This window comes from Mesorhizobium sp. M0496, from assembly GCF_040321205.1.
Taxonomy (GTDB): domain Bacteria; phylum Pseudomonadota; class Alphaproteobacteria; order Rhizobiales; family Rhizobiaceae; genus Mesorhizobium.
In genome coordinates this window covers 142,207-160,788 of record NZ_JAMYRC010000001.1, presented here as the reverse complement: position 1 = coordinate 160,788, position 18,582 = coordinate 142,207, and the positions used below count along the sequence as shown (strand labels likewise).

Here is an 18,582-nt window from a genome sequence, read left to right as displayed (position 1 = left end):
TTGGTCAGCCGTTTGGATAGTAGCCGCCATCCGCGCCATCACCCATATAGGTTCCTTGGCCGGTGGCAGCCTGAAGCCGCCGATCGAGTGCATTGATCTGCCCAAGCTTCGAACGGGCTGAGGTCGACGCAGTGTGCTGGATAATATCCGCCTGCTGCATCAGGTCGCGGGCCTGATCCTGCGTGATCTTGCCAGTTTTCCTAGCCGCGCGGATACCCTGCTTCACGCCGAGCAACTGCTCTGACGCCGCCCTCGCTTCCGGATCCGCTGGCACCGATGCCGTGGTCTGGGTGTCGACCTTTACCCTGTGGTGACGGTCCACAGCGTAGGCGCTCGAAAGCGGTATGGCCGCGAAGATCGATGCGGCCGCGATGATTTTTGGCATGAAGGTGCGCATGACGATATCTCCTATGATGAAGCGAGCGGCGAAGCCGCTTTCCAAAAGGGCCGTTTGGTCGCGTCGAGCCGCAGTGGCGCATTCATCGGCCGGCGGTCCTCGGCCCGAGAAGGCATATATGGAGGCCACTCCGGCGTTGAAACGACTTGGAACGCAAATGTTATCGGATGTGATCGAGCGTTGAATTGCAGCTGACCGGTAGTTGACAGCCGGACCGCGTCAGCTCGCTTCGCGCATCGCTTCGGCTGCCTGCAGATCGACCGACACAAGCTGACTGACGCCCTGCTCGGCCATGGTCACGCCGAACAGCCGGTTCATACGCGCCATGGTGATCGGGTTATGGGTGATGATGACGAAACGTGTCTCGGTGGTGGCAGCCATTTCGTCCATGAGATTGCAGAAGCGCTCGACATTGTGATCGTCGAGCGGCGCGTCGACTTCGTCGAGCACGCAGATCGGCGCCGGATTGGTCAGGAACACCGCGAAGATCAGCGACATCGCCGTCAGCGCCTGCTCGCCGCCGGACAACAGTGTCATGGTCTGCGGCTTCTTGCCGGGCGGACGGGCCAGGATTTCTAGCCCGGCCTCGAGCGGGTCGTCGGATTCGATCAGCTGCAATTCCGCCGTGCCGCCGCCGAACAGATGCGAGAACAGCCGCTGGAAATGGCTGTTGACAACGTCGAAGGCGGCAAGCAACCGCTCACGGCCTTCGCGGTTGAGGCTCTGGATCGCCTGCCTGAGCTTGCGGATCGCCTCGATGATGTCCTCGCGCTCCGACACGATCGCCTCGAGCCGGTCGGAAAGCTCCTTCTGCTCGTCCTCGGCGCGCAGATTGACGGCGCCGAGCCGTTCGCGCTCGATCTTCAGCCGGTCGAGCTGACGCTCGATCTCGACCATTTCCGGCATCGGGCTGTCAGCCTCCAGGCCGGTGTGGCGAATGACCAGATGCGGCGGCGTGTTCAGCGTCTCCTGGATGCGCGCCTCGACCTCCAGCCGGCGTTCATCGGCCGCCGTCAGCCGCTCTTCGGCGCGAACGCGGGTTTCGCGTGCCTCGGCCAGGAACTGGATGGCGCCGGCGGCGGCCTTGTCCATTTCGGATTGCCGGTTCTCAGCTTCCTGCAGACGGTCGGCCGCCGCCTTGCGCAAGGTCTCGGCCTCGGTGAGTTGCGATAGCAGCGCGCGCCGCTTGGCGTCGATTTCATCGGGCGCATCCGCCAACCGCTCGCGTTCGGCCTCGGCTTCGGCTTTGCGTTCGCCAAGCGATGCGATCTGCGTCGAGGCGTTTTCGGCCCGTTCCAGCCAGTTGCTGCGCTCGGCGCCAATGGCATCGAGCCGGCGCGCGCGCGCCTCGGCTTCGCGCCGCAGACCCTCATGGACGGCACGCGCATCGGCAAGCGTGGCGCGATCGCGGGCGACGTTGGCCGAAGACTGTTCGAGCTGCAACTGCAGGTCGCCGAGATCGGGCGCGTCCTGCAGCAGCATTTCGGCCTCGGCGAAGGCCGCCGAGGTCTCCTCATGGCTGTCGACGATGCGGGCGCGCGCCTCATCCAGTGCCGCGCGCCGGCTCTGCAATTCGCCGCCAGCCTTTTCGGCCTCGGCCAGCGCGTTGCGGGCAGCGTCCAGCCGATGCTGGGCGTCACGACCGGCCTGGCGCGCGTTGCGCTCGGCCTCGCTCGCCAGGTGAAGCGCCTGCTCGGCTTGCGCGAGCGCTTCCTCGGCCTGGCGCAGGACGAGCGTCGCCTGCACGGCTTCGGCATCGAGTTCGGCCAGCCGGTTCTTCTGCGCCAGCCGCTGCGCGGCGGCGGTCGGTGCGTCGGCGCTGGCGGTAAAGCCATCCCAGCGCCAGAGCGCGCCCTCGCGGCTGACCAGCCTTTGGCCGGGAGTAAGAAGCGCCTGCAGCCGGCGGCCATCGCCTGACTCGACGATACCTATCTGCGCCAGGCGTCGGGCGAGCTGTGCCGGCGCGTGAACAACGCTGGCAAGGCTCCTGACGCCTTCGGGCAGAGCCGCGTCACCAGGCTGGATTCCGCTTTCGCCCCAATGCACCGGCGCGCTGCGGTCGAGCGGCACGTCGAGGTCTTCGCCGAGGGCCGCACCCAGCGCCGTCTCGAAGCCACGATCGACGCTGATCTGTTCCAGCACGGCCGGGAAAAGGTCGCCGCTTGCGGCATTGAGTATCTTGGCCAGCGTGCGCGCTTCCGTCTCGATCCGCGCCAGCTCGGCCCTGGCATCCTGAAGCGGCGGCCGGGCAGCGCTTTCCGTGGCGCGGGCATCGATCACCGAGTGTTCGGCGTCCAATACGGCAGCCTCGGCTTCCTCCAGCAGCGCCACGGCCTGCTCGACCAGCACGCGCTTCTCCGCCGGGTCCGGCAGGCCGGCGACCTTGGAGAGTATCTCCGACAATTCACGATCGACGTCGGCAAGCTGGCGCGCGAAGCGGTCGCGGCGCTCGGCGGTGTCGCGCAGCGTCCGTTCGATCTGGTTGCGCGAGGCGGCGGCCTCTGCCCGCTCGGCGGTCAGCGCGGCGAGCTTGGCCTCGCTTTGCGAAAGCGTCGATGCCGCCTGTTCGAATGCGGCGCGAGTGCTGGCCTCGCGCTCGGCGGCGCCGGCATTTTCCGAATTGAGCGTGGCTTCTTCGGTGCGAAGGCGTTCGAGGATATCCGCATTGTCGCGGACCATGCGCTCCTCACGCGCGATATCGCCGTCGAGCTGCTGCAGCCGGCGCTCGAGTTCGCTCTGACGGGCGCGGATGCGGCCGGCTTCCTCCTCGATCTGCGACTTGGCGATCGACAGGCGCTGGAGGGCGGCGGCCGCCGCGGCTTCCGCGTCGCGCAGGTCCGGCAGGCGGTGAGCGCCGATGCCTTGCTCCCTGGCGGCGGCCATCTGGGCGGCGGCACGGTCGCCGACGAGTGCCGTGGCAACGGCAAGCGCCGAGCGCGCTTCGCCTTCCTGGGTCTTGGCCAGCGTCCAGCGCAGATGCAAGAGCGTTGCTTCGGCCTTGCGGATATCGGCGGACAGGTTCTTGAAGCGGGAGGCCTGGCGCGCCTGGCGCTTCAGGCTTTCGATCTGGCTTTCCAGCTCGCCGACGACGTCGTCCAACCGTTCAAGGTTCTGTTCGGCCGCCTTCAGCCGCAGTTCGGCTTCGTGGCGGCGGGTGTGCAGGCCGGAAATGCCGGCCGCCTCTTCGAGCAGCGCGCGGCGCGCCTGCGGCTTGGCCTGGATCAGTTCGCCGATGCGGCCTTGGCCGACCATCGACGGCGAGCGCGCGCCGGTCGACTGGTCGGCGAACAGGAGCTGCACGTCCTTGGCGCGCGCTTCCTTGCCGTTGATGCGGTAGAGCGAGCCCGCCTCACGCTCGATGCGGCGCGACACCTGCAATTCGTCGGCATCGTTGAAGGCAGCGGGTGCCGAGCGATCGCTGTTATCGAGGAAAAGCGTGACTTCGGCGGTGTTGCGTGCCGGGCGCGTGCCCGAGCCGGAAAAGATGACGTCGTCCATGCCGGACGCGCGCATATTCTTGTAGGAGCTTTCGCCCATCACCCAGCGCAGCGCCTCGACAAGGTTCGACTTGCCGCAGCCATTCGGCCCGACAATGCCGGTCAGTCCGCGTTCGATGACGAACTCGCCGGGCTCGACGAAGGACTTGAAACCGAGGAGGCGAAGGCGCGAAAACTTCATTCGCGCCGCCCATTAAGCGGATGTCGGTGGTTTTGCGATGAGAATTCGCGGCACGACAAGAAGCCGCGCACGCCGAAGCGCCGCCGCCTCAGTGCTGACTGGACATCAGAGCAGAGGGTCGATGATGGCCGACATTTCCTCAATCGACATCGCCCCTTTGTAGGTCTTACCGTTGATGAAGAAGGTCGGTGTCGAGTCGACCTTGAATTCATTGGCGCCACGCTTCTGGACCGATCTCACATCGTCCAGAAGTTTCTGGTCCGTCAAGCAGGCCTCGAAGGACTCCTGTGTAAAACCGGCGAGCTTCGAGATTTGCAGCAGCGCATCCTTGGTGTTCTGAACGCCAACCCAGTTCGCCTGCTGCCTGAACAGGACGTCGACCATAGGGTAATAGTTATCCTTGGCGCAGCGCGCCAGCATGAAACCGGCTTCGGCACTCGGATCGAACGGGAATTCGCGCAGGATGTAGCGGGCCTTGCCGGTGTCGATATACTTCGTCTTCAGATCCGGAAAGGTGGTCTCGGCGAAATGCGCGCAATGCGGGCAGGTCATCGAGGCGTATTCGACGATAGTGACCTTGGCGTCGTCCTTGCCGAGCTGCTTGTCGGGCAGTGCACCCGGCTTCAGCAATTCCGCCATATCCACAGTGCCCTGGGCTTCCGGCGCGGTAGCGGCGGCCGGCGTGGCCGCCGTCGCAGGCTTGGCGGGAGCGGCCGGGGCTGCTGGCTTCACATCCGCGGCCTTGGCCTCCTCGCTGGAGTCGCTGCAGGCGGCGAGCAGGGCAACCGCCGGAATGGCGGCCAGCGAAGACAGGACGTTTCTGCGAGACAAGCTTTGGCCAAACGGGGGACGGTTCATACGAATCACCTGACAAGGGTTGGATTTTGCAATGCAAAGGCACGAAAAGGCGAGAGTTGGCGCGAATTAAGGCATCTCGATCCCCAATCCAATCGCAAAACCTGACAAGGGCGATCACGAATGCGAGATATTGACGACGAATCCAGGGCGTTCTTCAAGGGGCTTATGGCTTCCTCTCCCCTATAATGGTGGCGCCAAGTCTTTCCAGCGAGGCGCGCAGTCCATCATTGTCGACCAAGCCGACAGTGCCGGACAATTTCGTCTTCTCGGCTGCTGTCAGCGGCCTGAGGCCCGGTTTGCGCCGCCCTTTGTCGGCCGTCACCGGCTTCTGCACGATCCTGATGCGGTTGATGGCGGTGAAGCCGAGGAAGGCGTTGACCCGGTTGATGATCTCGCCGGTCTCGTGCTGCAAGTGCAGCGCCGCCATGCCCTCGCAGGCGATGACCAGCACCGCCGGCTCGAACGGATCGTCCTCATGCATGCGGCGCGGCCACTGGATTTTTTCAGGGCGCGAGTGGCTGGCCAGGCGCGGGCCGGCGATCTCTTCCCATGACTGGACGAGGCCGATCGAAATGCCGGCACGCTTGCGCAGCACCGGATCGAGGATCTTGGTCGCGAGGTCGCTGACCGGGACGGGATTGCCGTAGGGCGTTCTCCCTGCCATGTACGTTCTCCAGCCACGACGTTCATCAGTATCGGCCAAGGCCAATTCCCGATCAATGGCACCAGCAGACCAGACCCGCAAGACCGCATCCCGAGATAGCAGCAAAGCTGCATCGGGAGATAGCAGCCCAGTCGCATCTGGAGATAGCGACGATATCGCATCCCGCCTGCTTGGCTGGTACGACGTGCATCACCGTGAGTTGCCGTGGCGCATCACGCCAATTGAGCATGCGCGCGGCGTGAGGCCTGATCCCTATCGCATCTGGCTTTCGGAAGTCATGCTGCAGCAGACCACGGTCGAGGCGGTGAAGGCCTATTTCCGCGTTTTCGTCGAGAAATGGCCCGATGTCGAGGCACTGGCCGCGGCGCCGACCGAAGACGTGATGAAGGCCTGGGCCGGGCTCGGCTACTACTCCCGCGCCCGCAATCTCAAGGCCTGCGCCGATCTGGTAGCCCAGCGTGGCGGCCGGTTTCCCGACACGCAGACGGCTTTGAGAGAGCTGCCCGGCATCGGCGCCTATACGTCGGCGGCAATTACGGCGATCGCCTTTGACCGCCCCGCCGCCGTCGTCGACGGCAATGTCGAACGCGTCATCTCCCGGCTGTTTTCTATCACGACGCCGCTGAGCGAAGCCAAGCCCGAGATCCGCGCCCATGTCGAGCGCATGGTGCCAAGGACAAGACCGGGCGACTTCGCCCAGGCGATGATGGATCTCGGCGCCACCATCTGCACGCCGCGCCGGCCGCGCTGCATGCTGTGCCCGCTGCGCGAAGACTGCGACGCGGTCGTTTCAGGCGATCCCGAGCACTTCCCGGCGCGCCTGCCCAAGGCCGACAAGCCGCTGCGGCGCGGCGCGGCCTTCGTCGCCGTGCGGGGCGACGGCGCCATCCTTCTGCGCAAACGGGCGGAGAAGGGCTTGCTTGGCGGCATGACCGAGGTGCCGACGACAGGCTGGACCGCGCGGATCGATGGGGGGACCACGGAAGCGGCCGCGCCTTTCCCTGCCAGCTGGCGGCGCGCCGGCCAGATTGCCCATGTCTTCACGCATTTCGCTCTCGAACTCGAAGTCTTTCACGCCCACATCAAAGGTGATGCGCCGGAAGGGCATTTTTGGTCGCTCGCCCACGAGATTTCCGGCGAGGCGTTGCCCACTGTCATGAAAAAGGCAATCGAGGCTGCGATGCCCGGCGCGACGAAAAAGCCGTCACCACACAGTGCAAAGAGGCCCCATGACTGAAATACGCCACATCGTTTTCGACATCGGCAGGGTGCTGATCCACTACGATCCCAACATTCCGTTCAGCCGCCTCATTCCGGATGCCGAGGAGAGAAAGTGGTTTTTCGACAATGTCTGCACGCATGACTGGAACATAGAGCAGGACCGCGGCCGGACCTGGGAAGAGGCCGAGGCGCTGCTGATAGCGGACCACCCCGACCACGCGGAAAACATCCGCGGTTTCCGCCGCCACTGGCACGAAATGGTGCCGCATGCCTATGACGACAGCGTCGCCATCATGGTCGGCCTGATCGAGAGCGGCCACGACGTGACGATGCTGACCAATTTTGCCAGCGACACGCTGGCCGAGGCGCGCGAGCGCTTCGATTTTCTCGAACGGCCGCGCGGCGTCACCATCTCGGGCGAGATCGGCATGATCAAGCCGGATCGCGGCATCTACGATCATCACGTTGCCGCGTTCGGCCTCGAACCGGCCGCGACGCTGTTCATTGACGACAGCCAGAAGAATGTCGACGGCGCCAAGGCGGCCGGCTGGCAGTCGGTGCTGTTCACCGATGCGAAGACGCTTCAAGCAGACCTTGAACGTCTCGGAATCAAGGCGTGATTTGAATCGCTTCCAGCGATCCGTTGAGCTTTTGAATCAACAAAATCCGAAGCAATTGGCAGGGGCTCAGGCCCCTGCCCGCTCCATGCCAAGCCGTGCAATGCGGCGAAGCTCGTCGATCGGGGTCAGGCCGCCACTGCGCTCATAATGCCAGAAGGTCCAGCCGTTGCAGGCATCCAGCCCCTGCACTTCGGCGCCGATCTTGTGGATCGAGCCGGCGCTGTCGCCGATCGCCACCGTGCCGTCGGCACGCACCTTGGCCGCCCAGCGCTTCTTGGCGTCGTAGAGCGTGGCACCCGGCATCATCAGCCCGGTGTCGATCAGGCTGACGAAGGCAACGCGCGGCTCGGCACGTTTGCCGGTCAGCACGGTGAGGTCCGCGCCATCCAGCGGCCGCACCGCGTCGATGCGCTCGTTGGCGGCCTCGATATAGGCCTGCTCCCGTTCGATGCCGACGAAATGGCGGCCGAGGCGTTTTGCGACCGCGCCGGTGGTGCCGGAGCCGAAGAAGGGATCGAGCACGATGTCGCCCGGTTTCGTCGAGGCCATCATGATGCGGGCGAGCAGCGCTTCCGGCTTCTGCGTCGGATGCAGCTTGTCGCCATTGTCGTTCTTCAGCCGCTCGCCGCCGGTGCAGATTGGAAACAGCCAGTCGGAGCGCATCTGGATGTCATCGTTGGACGCCTTCATCGCTTCATAATTGAAGGTATAGCCCTTGCTTTTCTGGTCGCGCGAAGCCCAGATCATCGTCTCATGTGCATTCTGGAAGCGGCGGCCACGGAAATTCGGCATCGGGTTGGTCTTGCGCCAGACCACGTCGTTGAGGATCCAGAAGCCGAGATCCTGCATCTTGGCGCCGACCCGGAAGATGTTGTGATAGGAGCCGATGACCCAGATGGTGCCGTTGGGCTTCAGCACCCGACGCGCCGCCAGCAGCCAGGCACGGGTGAAGGCGTCATAGGCCTCGAAACTCTCGAACTGATCCCAGTCGTCGTCGACGGCATCGACCTTGGACTGATCCGGCCGGTGCAGATCGCCGTCAAGCTGCAGATTGTAGGGCGGATCGGCGAAAATGACGTCGATCGACTTTTCGGGCAGCCGGTCGAGTGCGGCGACGCAATCGCCCTTGAGGATCGTGTCCAGCCATTCGGATTGCTGGGGAGCGTGGGATAGCTCGTCGAGAAGACGCACGGCAGACATTCTGACACCCAAGGCACGCGTTACTGTTTACTCTCCGTTATGGTTACCGATCAGCGTAAATATTCGGTGAAGACTGCAGAGTTTGCGAACGCTGCCCTGTTGGTGTATGCCGCGCCGCCTGGGCCTCCCGAGGCCATTTCATCCTCCCATTGTCCGGATCACCATGCCCCAGCCAGACCTTGTCATCTTCGATTGCGACGGCGTTCTCGTCGATTCCGAAATCATCGCCGCCCGCGTCGAGGCGGAACTGCTGACCTTGGCAGGGTACGAAATCTCTGCGGAAGAACTCGCCGAGACCTACGCTGGTCTGACGTTCAAGGACATCATGATGCGGGTCGAGGAGAAATCCAGCATCCCGTTCCAGGTCTCGCTGATCGACCGCGCCGAAGAGCTGGTCGACCGCAAATTGCGCAGCGACGTGCGTGCCATCGATGGCGTGCGCGAGGCGGTCGCCGCGGTAACCGCGCCGCGCTGCGTCTGCTCGAATTCGCGCTCCGAGCGCATCGAATTCATGCTGGAGAAGGTGCATCTGCTGCCGTTTTTCGCCGGCCGGATCTTTTCGGGGCTGGAGATACCAACCAAGAAGACCAAGCCGGCGCCCGACGTGTTCCTGTTTGCGGCGGAGAAACTCAACGCCAACCCGGCGAACACGTTCGTCATCGAGGATTCGGTGCACGGCGTCCATGGCGCCAGGGCGGCAGGCATGCGCGTGATCGGCTTCACCGGTGCCGCCCACAGCTATCCCGGCCATGCCGACGCACTGACGGAGGCCGGCGCCGAGACGGTGATCCGCCGCTGGGCGGAGCTGAAAAGCGTGATCGCGGCGCTGTCGGAGTGGTCGGACGCCTGAGGTACGTCCAGCCGCCGCCTAGGTTCTGTTGACAAAGTGCATCGGAATACGCCCGAAAGCGGTTCGGTCATCACCTGCCAATATAGGCGGCCAGTTCGTCCGGCGTCCCATTTGGGAAAGCCTGTTCTAGGAAATCCAAGAACGCCGACACTCGCGCGCTGAGCAGCCGCCGAGATGGGTAGAGCGTCCATAGTGAAATTTCGGGGCCGTCAATATCTCCCCAATTTACAAGTGTGCCGTCAGCCAAGTCGTGGCTCACCAACGAAATGGGAAGACGTCCAACACCGACGCCGGCTCGCACCGCATCCCGGACCATGATGAGCGTTGACAAAGTGAGGACCGGCTCGATTTTAATTGTTGACCGGCCACCGGCTGTCTTCACGTGCCACGTTTGCCCCTCGCCTAGCCCCCGCGCAACGCCAGGAGCGGCGCGTCCGCCGGTCGTGCGCGGAAGGTCGGGGCTCGCCACAATGACCAGGCGGTCGCGGAGAAACGCCCGTCCGACCAGGCTTTCGTCGGGATCTGGATTGACTCGGATTACCAGATCGTAGCCCTCCTCGATCATGTCGACAGGTCGGTCCTCGGTCGTCACCTCAAGCCTCACCTCCGGAAACTTAAGGGCAAACCCCGCGGCGATCCTCCCCATTGCGGTCTGCGAAAAATGTAAAGGGGCGCTGATCCGCAATCTCCCCTTGGGTCTCTGACCGCCCGAGGCGATCGCTGAAGCCGTCTCGTCCAGTTCGGCGAGCAAGGTCCCCGTCCGCTCGAAGAGCGCCCGCCCTTCCTCGGTGAGTTTCAGGTTGCGCGCACCTCGTTCAAACAGGCGCAGATCAAGACTGCTTTCCAAGTCTCCGACTCGCCGAGACAGCGTTGCCTTGGGCCGACCGGTGGCCCTTGCCGCTTTGCCGAAGCCACCATGGCGGGCAACGAGGTTGAAGTCGGCGAGGGCAAGGAGATCCATGCTCGTTCCACCAGTGGGACACTGCGTCCAAAATTTCCGTCTGTTAGACTGCTAGTGAGCCACCCATATCGGGCGTGTCAAGCAATCCAACAGGAGAAATTTCCATGACCATTCTCGTTACAGGCGCCACAGGCAATGTTGGCCGCCAAGTCGTCGAACACCTCGTCCAGCGCGGCGCCGACGTCCGTGCTCTGGTCCGCGATCCTTCGAAAGCCAGGTTCCCGGCAGGCGTATCCGTCGTGCAGGGCGACTTTCTCGACGTCGATTTGCTGCGCAAAGCCATGTCCGGCATTTCCACTCTGTTCCTCTTGAACGCCGTGGTGCCGGACGAATTCACGCAGGCTTTGGTCGCGCTAAACATTGCCCGATCGGCCGGGATCGAGCGGATCGTCTATCTTTCGGTGCTCCACGCTGACGTCTACGTCAACGTGCCGCATTTCGCGGGCAAGTTCGGCGTCGAGCGAATGATCGAGCAGATGGACTTCAAGGCTACGATCTTGCGCCCAGCCTACTTCATCCAGAACGATCTGATGATCGAAGACATCATCACCGGCTACGGCACCTACACGATGCCGATCGGCGCCAAGGGTCTCGCCATGATCGACGTGCGTGATATCGCCGAGACCGCCGCCCTTGAGCTGCTGCGCCGCGAACAGGCCGCAGAGCCGCTTGCGCTCGAGCGGATCAACCTCGTCGGTCCGCAGACACTAACCGGGGCGGATATCGCCGCAATCTGGTCGGACGTGCTCGCCCGCCCGATCAACTACGTCGGCGACAATACAGAGGGCTTCGAGCAAAACCTCAAGCAGTTCTTGCCTGCCTGGATGGCCTACGACATGCGCTTGATGGGCGAGCGGTTCTTGACCGACGGAATGCTGCCTGAGGCCGGCGACGTCGATCGCCTGACTGCGCTTCTGGGCCGCGCACTGCGCCCATATCGCGACTTCGCGTCACAGATCGCTGCCTCCGCCTGACGACCCGGAAGGCGAAGTCCCATTGACGCGCGCTCAGGCATGAGAGGGTCTCGCACTGCCCTGTCTTCCGATGCACTTTGTCAACGAAACTAGTTCGTCGCAGCAGCTCTCTTACGGTGGGTCTTCTTGGACTTGTCCGTCGTTGCCTTCGGCGCGTTTTCATCATAGCCGGCAAAGGCCTGATAGTCCTGCGCCGTCGGCTCGGGCACGACGACATTGGAATCGGTGAAGACGAACTGCGTGGCGACCGAGGGATCGGTGACCTGGACCTGATATTGGTGAAGCTGCGAGTAGAGGACTTCGGTGCCGTGCATCACGGCGGTGCGGATCGGCATGGTGATGGTGCCGGGCGAGAACTTCGGTCCCGGCACGATCTTGCCGGCGACCGCGATCTTCATCGTCAGCTGGCCGTTGGCACGGCTGCAATCGCGTGTCACGTCGCTGACCGATGCCTGGTAGATGATGTTCGCCGACTCGTCGGGCGGAGTAGCAGCGGCGGCGTCGGCCTCAGCTTGGGCCGCGGCATCCTGCGCGGCGTCGCCTGTCTTCTTAATCCTGGGCTTGGGCTTCTGGACGTCCTTGGAGTAAGTGTTGAAGAATGCCGTGCCCTCTCGGACCGTCACTCTGGGACAATAGGCTTGCAACTGGCTGGCCAGTATCTTGGGATCCTGCGGCGGCGGTGGCGCCGTTGGGTCCTTCTTGCCAAAGCCGAGGTTCAGGATGCCATTGTCGCCCGATTGGCAGCCGGCGGCGGCAAGCATAAAGCCGGTGAGCGCAAGACCCGCCAAAAAGCGACCACTGAATGTACGAAACGCCATGAAACTGCACTTCCCTCTCGCAAAGCTGGTGACGTATATCAACCGCGCGGCAAAAATGCGACTAAGCCAGCGCAGAAATTAACCACCTTGCGGTGGACGGAAAAGCCAAGCAGTAACGGATTTGTGACATGCAATATGTGAGCACCCGCGGGGAAGCCCCCGTTCTTGGATTTTCCGACGCCGTGCTGGCTGGGCTGGCGCGCGACGGCGGGCTCTATGTGCCGCGGGAGTGGCCGCGGTTTTCCGCGGCCGAGATCCGCGCCATGCGCGGCCTTGCCTATCCCGATCTTGCCATCTGCGTGCTGTCGCCTTTCCTCGGCAACGAAATCCCGGCACCCGTCTTCGAACGGCTGGTGCGCGAAGCCTATGCCACCTTCCGCCACGAGGCCGTCTGCCCGCTGGTGCAAACCGGCCCCAACACCTTCATCCTGGAACTCTTCCACGGGCCGACGCTCGCCTTCAAGGACGTGGCGATGCAGCTTCTGGCCCGGCTGATGGACCATGTGCTTACCGAACGCGATCAGCATGCCACCATCGTCGGCGCCACCTCGGGCGACACCGGCGGGGCGGCAATCGATGCTTTTGCCGGGCGCAGCCGCACCGACATCTTCATCCTTTTCCCGCATGGCCGCGTCTCGCCGGTGCAGCAGCGGCAGATGACGACGTCGACGGCTGAAAACGTCCATGCGCTGGCGATCGAAGGCAATTTCGACGATTGCCAGGGCCTGCTCAAGGATATGTTCAACGATCATGGCTTTCGCGACCGGGTTGCGCTTTCTGGCGTCAATTCGATCAACTGGGCCCGTATCATGGCCCAGATCGTCTATTATTTCTCCTCGGCGCTGTCGCTCGGCGCGCCGGACAGGCCGGTCTCCTTCACCGTGCCGACCGGCAATTTCGGCGATATCTTCGCCGGCTACGCCGCCAAGAAGATGGGCCTGCCGATCGAACGGCTGGTCATCGCCACCAACGACAACGACATCCTGGCGCGGACCTTTTCGACCGGCGAATACCGAACCAAAGGCGTCTTTGCGACCACGTCGCCGTCGATGGACATCCAGGTGTCGTCCAATTTCGAACGCTTGCTGTTCGAGGCCTCCGGCCGTGACGCCGCGACGGTGCGGCGCTACATGGACGGCCTGAAGCAGTCCGGCGCTTTCACCATCGAAACCCAGCAAATCGCCGGTATGCGGTCCGAATTCGACGCCGGCCGCGCTGATATGGACGAGGTCGCCGCCACCATCCGCTCGACGCTCGCGGCCAGCAACTATCTGCTCGATCCGCACACCGCGGCAGCCGTGCATGTCGCGGCAGGCAAGGCGTCGGGCGCCGTGCCGATGGTGGTGCTGGGCACCGCCCACCCGGCAAAGTTTCCGGCCGCCGTCGAAGCCGCCAGCGGCGTGTCGCCGGCACTGCCCGCATGGCTAGGTGGGTTGATGACAGCGGAGGAAAAATACACGGTACTTCCATCCGACCTGAAAATGGTGGAAGATTACGTCGGCCGCCGCGCGCGGGCGGCGCGTTAGGGAGTAGTAGCCATATGGGTGTTGAGGTAAGCCGTCTGTCGAACGGCCTGACAGTCGCCACCGAAACCCTTCAAAGCATCGAATCGGTAGCCCTTGGTGCCTGGGTCAAATCGGGTGCCCGCAATGAACGTGACGAAGAGCATGGCATGGCCCATCTGCTCGAGCATATGGCGTTCAAGGGTACGAAAAGGCGAAGCGCCTTCGAAATCGCCTCGGAGATCGAGGACGTCGGCGGCGAGATCAACGCCGCCACCAGCGTCGAGACCACCTCCTATTATGCCAGGGTGCTCTCCGACGATGTGCCGCTGGCCGTCGACATTCTTGCCGACATCCTGCAGGAATCCGAATTCGACCCGCAGGAACTCGAACGCGAACAGCATGTGATCCTGCAGGAGATCGGCGCCGCGCACGACACGCCCGACGACATCGTCTTCGACCGGTTCACCGAGACGGCGTTTCGCCACCAGACAATCGGCCGCTCGATCCTGGGCACGCCGGAAACCGTCAAATCCTTCACCTCGAAGCAGCTGCACAATTTCATCGAACGGCAATATGGCGCCGAGCGCATGGTGATCGTCGCTGCCGGCGACATCAAGCACGACAATTTCGTGCGCGAGGTCGAAAAGCAGCTCGGCGGCTTCCGCAGCAAGGCCGACAGCACCATCCCGCAATATGCGCAATATGTCGGCGGCGACTTCCGCGAGGACCGCGACCTGATGGACGCGCAGATCGTGCTGGGGTTCGAAGGCCGCGCCTATCATGTGCGCGATTTCTATGCCTCGCAGGTGCTGTCGATGATCCTCGGCGGCGGCATGTCGTCGCGCCTGTTCCAGGAGGTCCGCGAAAAACGCGGCCTGTGTTATTCGGTCTATGCCTTCCATTGGGGGTTTTCCGACACCGGCGTCTTCGGCGTCCATGCCGCGACCGGCCAGAGCGACATCGCCGAACTGGTGCCTGTCATCATCGACGAACTGCAGAAGGCCGGCGAGAAGATCCTGCAGGAAGAACTCGATCGCGCGCGCGCCCAATATCGCGCCGGGCTGATCATGTCCGCCGAAAGCCCGGCCAGCCGGGCTTCGCAGATCGCACGGCAACTGCTTCTGTTCGGCCGGCCGATCGCCAAGGAGGAATTGATGGAACGGCTGTCGGCGCTGACAGTCGAGCGGCTGACCGATCTGTCGTCGCGATTGTTCTCGACCAAGCCGACGCTTACCGCTGTCGGGCCTGTGGGCACACTGGCGCCATACGAGACGATCCTCGAATCGCTCGCAGGCACGCAGACCACGGCCCGCAAGCTCGCCGTCTAAGCCCCTCAAAGCGCCATGTTCGCGCTCCCTTTCTTTCGCCGTGACCTGCCGGCGCTGAAGGGCGACCGCGTCACGCTGCGCGTACCATTCACCAATGACTACCGCGAGTGGGCGGCGGTGCGCGGCGAAAGCCGTGCCTTCCTCGAACCATGGGAGCCGCGCTGGACTCCCGACGAACTCGACCGCAACGCATGGCGGCTGCGCATCAGCCGCTACCGCGAAGACTATGCGCAAGGGACCGCGATCGCCTTCTTCATCTTCGAGAGGAGCAGCGGCAAGCTGGCGGGCGGCATCACGCTCGGCAACATACGCCATGGCGTCTCGCAAAGCGGCCATGTCGGCTACTGGATCGGCGAGCGCTTTGGCGGCCGCGGCCTGATGACCGACGCGGTCAAGGTGGTGACCCGCTTCGCCTTCGATACGCTGAGGTTGCACCGGATCGAAGCGGCCTGTATTCCCGACAACGCCCGGTCGATCCGCGTGCTTGAAAAAGCCGGATTCCGGCGCGAAGGACTTCTGCGATCCTATCTCAGGATCAACGGCATCTGGCAGGACCACTACCTCTACGCCCGGATCGCGGACGATCCGCCGGGCGTTGGAACGAAGGACTGATTTTTGACGAATTTCCTGCGAAACGGGCCGCTGTTCGCCTTTATCCTCGCGACAATCCTGACGCTGTGCGCGGCATCGTCGGCCTTTGCCGTCGAGCCGATCAAGATTGCCCGTGACGACGTCGCGCTCGACCTTTCGGGTGCCGTCGAGATCTACCGGAACCAGGGCGAGAATTTCCAGGTATCGACCGCTCCGGGACCGGACGGCATCGTGCGGCGCATCGAGGTCGAGGCCAATGATGCGCGTTCGACCGGCGACTGGGCGGTGTTCGCGCTCGCCAACACCACCGACCAGCAGCTCGACAGGCTGATCGTCGCACCGCATTTCCGCCTGGTGAATTCCGGCATCTTCTGGCCGGATCTCGGCTCGACGCGCATCGCCGCCATCACGCCCAGCGAAGGCTTCGCGCTCGACCGCCAGACCAGCCCCGACGCCGACGTGTTCCGGGTGACGCTGAATCCCGGCACGGTGATCACCTTCATCGCCGAACTCGCCTCGCCGAAGCTGCCGCAGGTCTACCTGTGGGATCCGGAATCCTACAAGGACTCGGTCAATTCCTACACGCTGTTTCGCGGCATCGTCATCGGCATTGCCGGCCTGCTGGCGCTGTTTTTGACCATCCTTTTCGTGGTCAAGGGAACGTCGATGTTCCCGGCCACTGCCGCACTTGCCTGGGCTGTTCTGGCCTATATCTGCGTCGATTTCGGCTTCCTCAACAAGATCATCGAAATATCGCCCGGCAATGAGCAGATGTGGCGAGCGGGAACGGAGGTGGCGCTGGCGGGAACCTTCGTGGTGTTCCTGTTCGCCTATCTCAATCTCAACCGATGGCACGGCCACTTCAGTTACGGCGCGCTGGTCTGGATCCTCGGACTGGTGCTGATCGCCGGCGTCGCCATCGTCGATCCGGCGGTTGCCGCCGGCATTGCCAGGCTGTCCTTCGCCGCCACCGCCCTGACCGGACTCGGCCTGATCATCTTCCTTGGCATACGCGGCTACGACCGCGCCATCATGCTGGTGCCCAGTTGGGTCATGGTGTTGTTGTGGCTATGCGGATCGTGGATGGCGATCACCGGCATGCTCGACAACGACATCGCCCAGCCGGCGTTGGGCGGCGGGCTGATCCTGATCATCCTTCTGATCGGCTTCACCGTCATGCAGCATGCCTTCGCCGGCGGCGCGCTGCATCAAGGCCTGTTCTCCGACCTCGAGCGGCAGGCGCTGGCCGTGGCCGGATCGGGCGATACGGTGTGGGACTGGGACGTGCTGCGCGACCGCGTCGTCACCAAGCCCGATGTCAGCATCCAGCTCGGCCTGGCGCCCAACAGCCTCGGCGGTGCCGCGCGCAACTGGCTGCCGGTGCTGCATGCCGACGACCGCGACACATTCCGCACGACGCTCGACGTGGTACTCGAACATCGGCGCGGCCGGGTGTCGCAGAACTTCCGCCTGCGCGGCGCCGACGGCCACTATCACTGGTTTTCGCTGCGCGCGCGCCCGGTGATCGGATCGGACGGCGAGGTCATCCGCTGCGTCGGCACCATGGTTGACGTGACCGAGCAGAAGAAGTCCGAAGAGCGGCTGCTGCACGACGCCGTGCACGACAACCTGACCGGCCTGCCGAACCGCGAATTGTTGATGAACCGGCTGGAAGCGATCATCTCGATCGCGCGCACCGAGGAAAAAGTGCGCCCGACCGTCTTCGTCATCGATATCGACCGTTTCAAGCAGGTCAATGACGGGCTCGGCATCTCAGCCGGCGACACCATTTTGCTGACCATCGCGCGCCGGCTGCATCGGCTGCTCAAGCCGAAGGATTCGCTGTCGCGCTTTGCCGGCGACCAGTTCGCGCTGATGCTGCTGTCCGAACAGGATCCTGCCCGCATTGCCGCCGTGGCGGACGCCATCAAGCATGCCATCAACAATCCCATCACCTTCGCCAAGCGCGAAATCGTGCTGACCGCGTCGATCGGACTGATCACCTGGAATTCGCCGCAGATGTCGGCCGAGGACATGGTCAAGGATGCCGAGCTTGCGATGCATCAAGCCAAGCGCTTCGGCGGCGACAGGATCGAGCCGTTCCGCCCGGCTTTCCGCACCGTCGGCACCGACAGGCTGCAGTTCGAATCCGACCTGCGCCGCGCCATCGAACGGCGCGAATTCACGCTCGCCTACCAGCCGATCGTGCGCCTCGAGGATGGCAGCGTCGCCGGCTTCGAGGCGCTGCTGCGCTGGGACCATCCACGCCGCGGCATGATCCCGCCGGCGGATTTCATCCCGGTCGCCGAGAGCTGCGGGCTGATCGTGCAGCTTGGCCTGTTCGCCATGCAGCAGGCGGCGGAAGACCTTGCCGGCTGGCAAAAGCAGATCGGCGACGCGCCGCTGTCGGTCTCGGTCAATTTGTCGAGCCGCCAGCTGATCCGCCGCGATCTGGTGAGCGATGTCCGCTCGGTCATCGCGCGGGCCAATCTGAAGCCGCGCTGCTTCCGCCTCGAACTCACCGAATCGCTTGTCATGGACAATCCCGAGCAGACCGCCCATGTGCTGACCAAGCTGAAGCAGCTCGGCATCGGCCTGTCGCTGGACGATTTCGGCACCGGCTATTCCTCATTGGCCTATCTGACGCGTTTCCCCTTCGACACCATCAAGATCGACAAGAGTTTCGTCGACGACAACACGCCGAAGCGCGCGGTGCTGCTCAAATCGATGGTCAACATGGCGCATGAACTCGGCCTGTCTGTGGTCGCCGAGGGCATTTCGGACGAAAGCGATGCGCTGGAATTGCGTCAGATGGGCTGCGAATATGTCCAGAGCTTCATGTTCGGCGCGCCGATGCCGGGCGACCAGGTGCTGAAGACGCTGAAGGAACAGTATCCGCTGACGCAAGCGTAAGAGG

At 63.6% G+C, this 18,582-nt stretch carries 15 protein-coding genes; 8 read left to right on the top strand and 7 right to left on the bottom strand.

Annotated features, from left to right (window positions below; all coding sequences use genetic code 11):
- Positions 1-4: 4 nt before the first annotated feature.
- The 4 genes from NKI73_RS00835 to NKI73_RS00820 all read right to left on the bottom strand — a co-directional run bounded on the left by NKI73_RS00835 (position 5) and on the right by NKI73_RS00820 (position 5,597).
- On the bottom strand, positions 5-397 hold the full coding sequence (locus NKI73_RS00835) for a hypothetical protein (protein ID WP_352626623.1): 393 nt from the start codon (positions 395-397) through the stop codon (positions 5-7).
- A gap of 219 nt (positions 398-616) precedes the next feature.
- Complete coding sequence (smc, locus tag NKI73_RS00830) at positions 617-4,075, bottom strand: chromosome segregation protein SMC (protein ID WP_352626621.1); 3,459 nt, start codon at positions 4,073-4,075, stop codon at positions 617-619.
- Between the two features lie 105 nt (positions 4,076-4,180).
- A complete protein-coding gene (locus NKI73_RS00825) occupies positions 4,181-4,933 on the bottom strand; it encodes a DsbA family protein (RefSeq protein ID WP_352626619.1) in 753 nt (250 codons plus the stop codon).
- A 163-nt stretch (positions 4,934-5,096) separates the two neighbouring features.
- A complete protein-coding gene (locus NKI73_RS00820; protein ID WP_352626617.1) occupies positions 5,097-5,597 on the bottom strand; it encodes a DUF721 domain-containing protein in 501 nt (166 codons plus the stop codon).
- Positions 5,598-5,652: 55 nt separating this feature from the next.
- Between NKI73_RS00820 and mutY the strand changes: the two genes are divergently transcribed.
- Positions 5,653-6,834, top strand: coding sequence for an A/G-specific adenine glycosylase (mutY, locus tag NKI73_RS00815; RefSeq protein ID WP_352626615.1), 1,182 nt, complete (start codon positions 5,653-5,655; stop codon positions 6,832-6,834).
- Positions 6,827-7,438 (top strand): HAD family hydrolase, encoded by a 612-nt coding sequence (locus NKI73_RS00810; RefSeq protein WP_352626613.1) that lies wholly within the window; start codon positions 6,827-6,829, stop codon positions 7,436-7,438. The genes mutY and NKI73_RS00810 overlap by 8 nt, the downstream gene beginning before the upstream one ends.
- Positions 7,439-7,504: 66 nt before the next feature.
- On the opposite strand, the gene NKI73_RS00805 is transcribed toward NKI73_RS00810, so the two are convergent.
- A complete protein-coding gene (locus NKI73_RS00805) occupies positions 7,505-8,638 on the bottom strand; it encodes a site-specific DNA-methyltransferase (protein ID WP_352626611.1) in 1,134 nt (377 codons plus the stop codon).
- A gap of 163 nt (positions 8,639-8,801) precedes the next feature.
- On the opposite strand from NKI73_RS00805, the gene NKI73_RS00800 reads away from it, so the two are divergent.
- Positions 8,802-9,488 (top strand): HAD family hydrolase, encoded by a 687-nt coding sequence (locus tag NKI73_RS00800; protein ID WP_352626610.1) that lies wholly within the window; start codon positions 8,802-8,804, stop codon positions 9,486-9,488.
- Between the two features lie 70 nt (positions 9,489-9,558).
- On the opposite strand, the gene NKI73_RS00795 is transcribed toward NKI73_RS00800, so the two are convergent.
- Positions 9,559-10,449, bottom strand: a complete 891-nt coding sequence (locus NKI73_RS00795) for a LysR family transcriptional regulator (protein ID WP_352626608.1) — start codon at positions 10,447-10,449, stop codon at positions 9,559-9,561.
- A 104-nt stretch (positions 10,450-10,553) separates the two neighbouring features.
- On the opposite strand from NKI73_RS00795, the gene NKI73_RS00790 reads away from it, so the two are divergent.
- On the top strand, positions 10,554-11,423 hold the full coding sequence (locus NKI73_RS00790) for an SDR family oxidoreductase (protein WP_352626606.1): 870 nt from the start codon (positions 10,554-10,556) through the stop codon (positions 11,421-11,423).
- A gap of 89 nt (positions 11,424-11,512) precedes the next feature.
- Here the strand turns inward: NKI73_RS00790 and NKI73_RS00785 are convergent, their stop codons facing one another.
- Positions 11,513-12,241, bottom strand: a complete 729-nt coding sequence (locus NKI73_RS00785) for a hypothetical protein (protein ID WP_352626604.1) — start codon at positions 12,239-12,241, stop codon at positions 11,513-11,515.
- Positions 12,242-12,369: 128 nt separating this feature from the next.
- Here NKI73_RS00785 and thrC point away from each other — a divergent pair, with 128 nt between their 5' ends.
- Genes thrC through NKI73_RS00765 form a run of 4 tightly spaced genes read left to right on the top strand, consistent with a single transcriptional unit; the run spans position 12,370 to position 18,578 of the window.
- Positions 12,370-13,767 (top strand): threonine synthase, encoded by a 1,398-nt coding sequence (thrC, locus tag NKI73_RS00780; protein ID WP_352626602.1) that lies wholly within the window; start codon positions 12,370-12,372, stop codon positions 13,765-13,767.
- Between the two features lie 14 nt (positions 13,768-13,781).
- Positions 13,782-15,074 carry a M16 family metallopeptidase gene (locus tag NKI73_RS00775; RefSeq protein ID WP_352626600.1) on the top strand — a complete coding sequence of 431 codons (1,293 nt, stop codon included), beginning with the start codon at positions 13,782-13,784 and terminating at the stop codon, positions 15,072-15,074.
- A 15-nt stretch (positions 15,075-15,089) separates the two neighbouring features.
- Positions 15,090-15,686 (top strand): GNAT family N-acetyltransferase, encoded by a 597-nt coding sequence (locus NKI73_RS00770; RefSeq protein WP_352626599.1) that lies wholly within the window; start codon positions 15,090-15,092, stop codon positions 15,684-15,686.
- A gap of 3 nt (positions 15,687-15,689) precedes the next feature.
- Positions 15,690-18,578 (top strand): EAL domain-containing protein, encoded by a 2,889-nt coding sequence (locus NKI73_RS00765; protein ID WP_352626597.1) that lies wholly within the window; start codon positions 15,690-15,692, stop codon positions 18,576-18,578.
- The last annotated feature ends 4 nt before the right edge of the window (positions 18,579-18,582 follow it).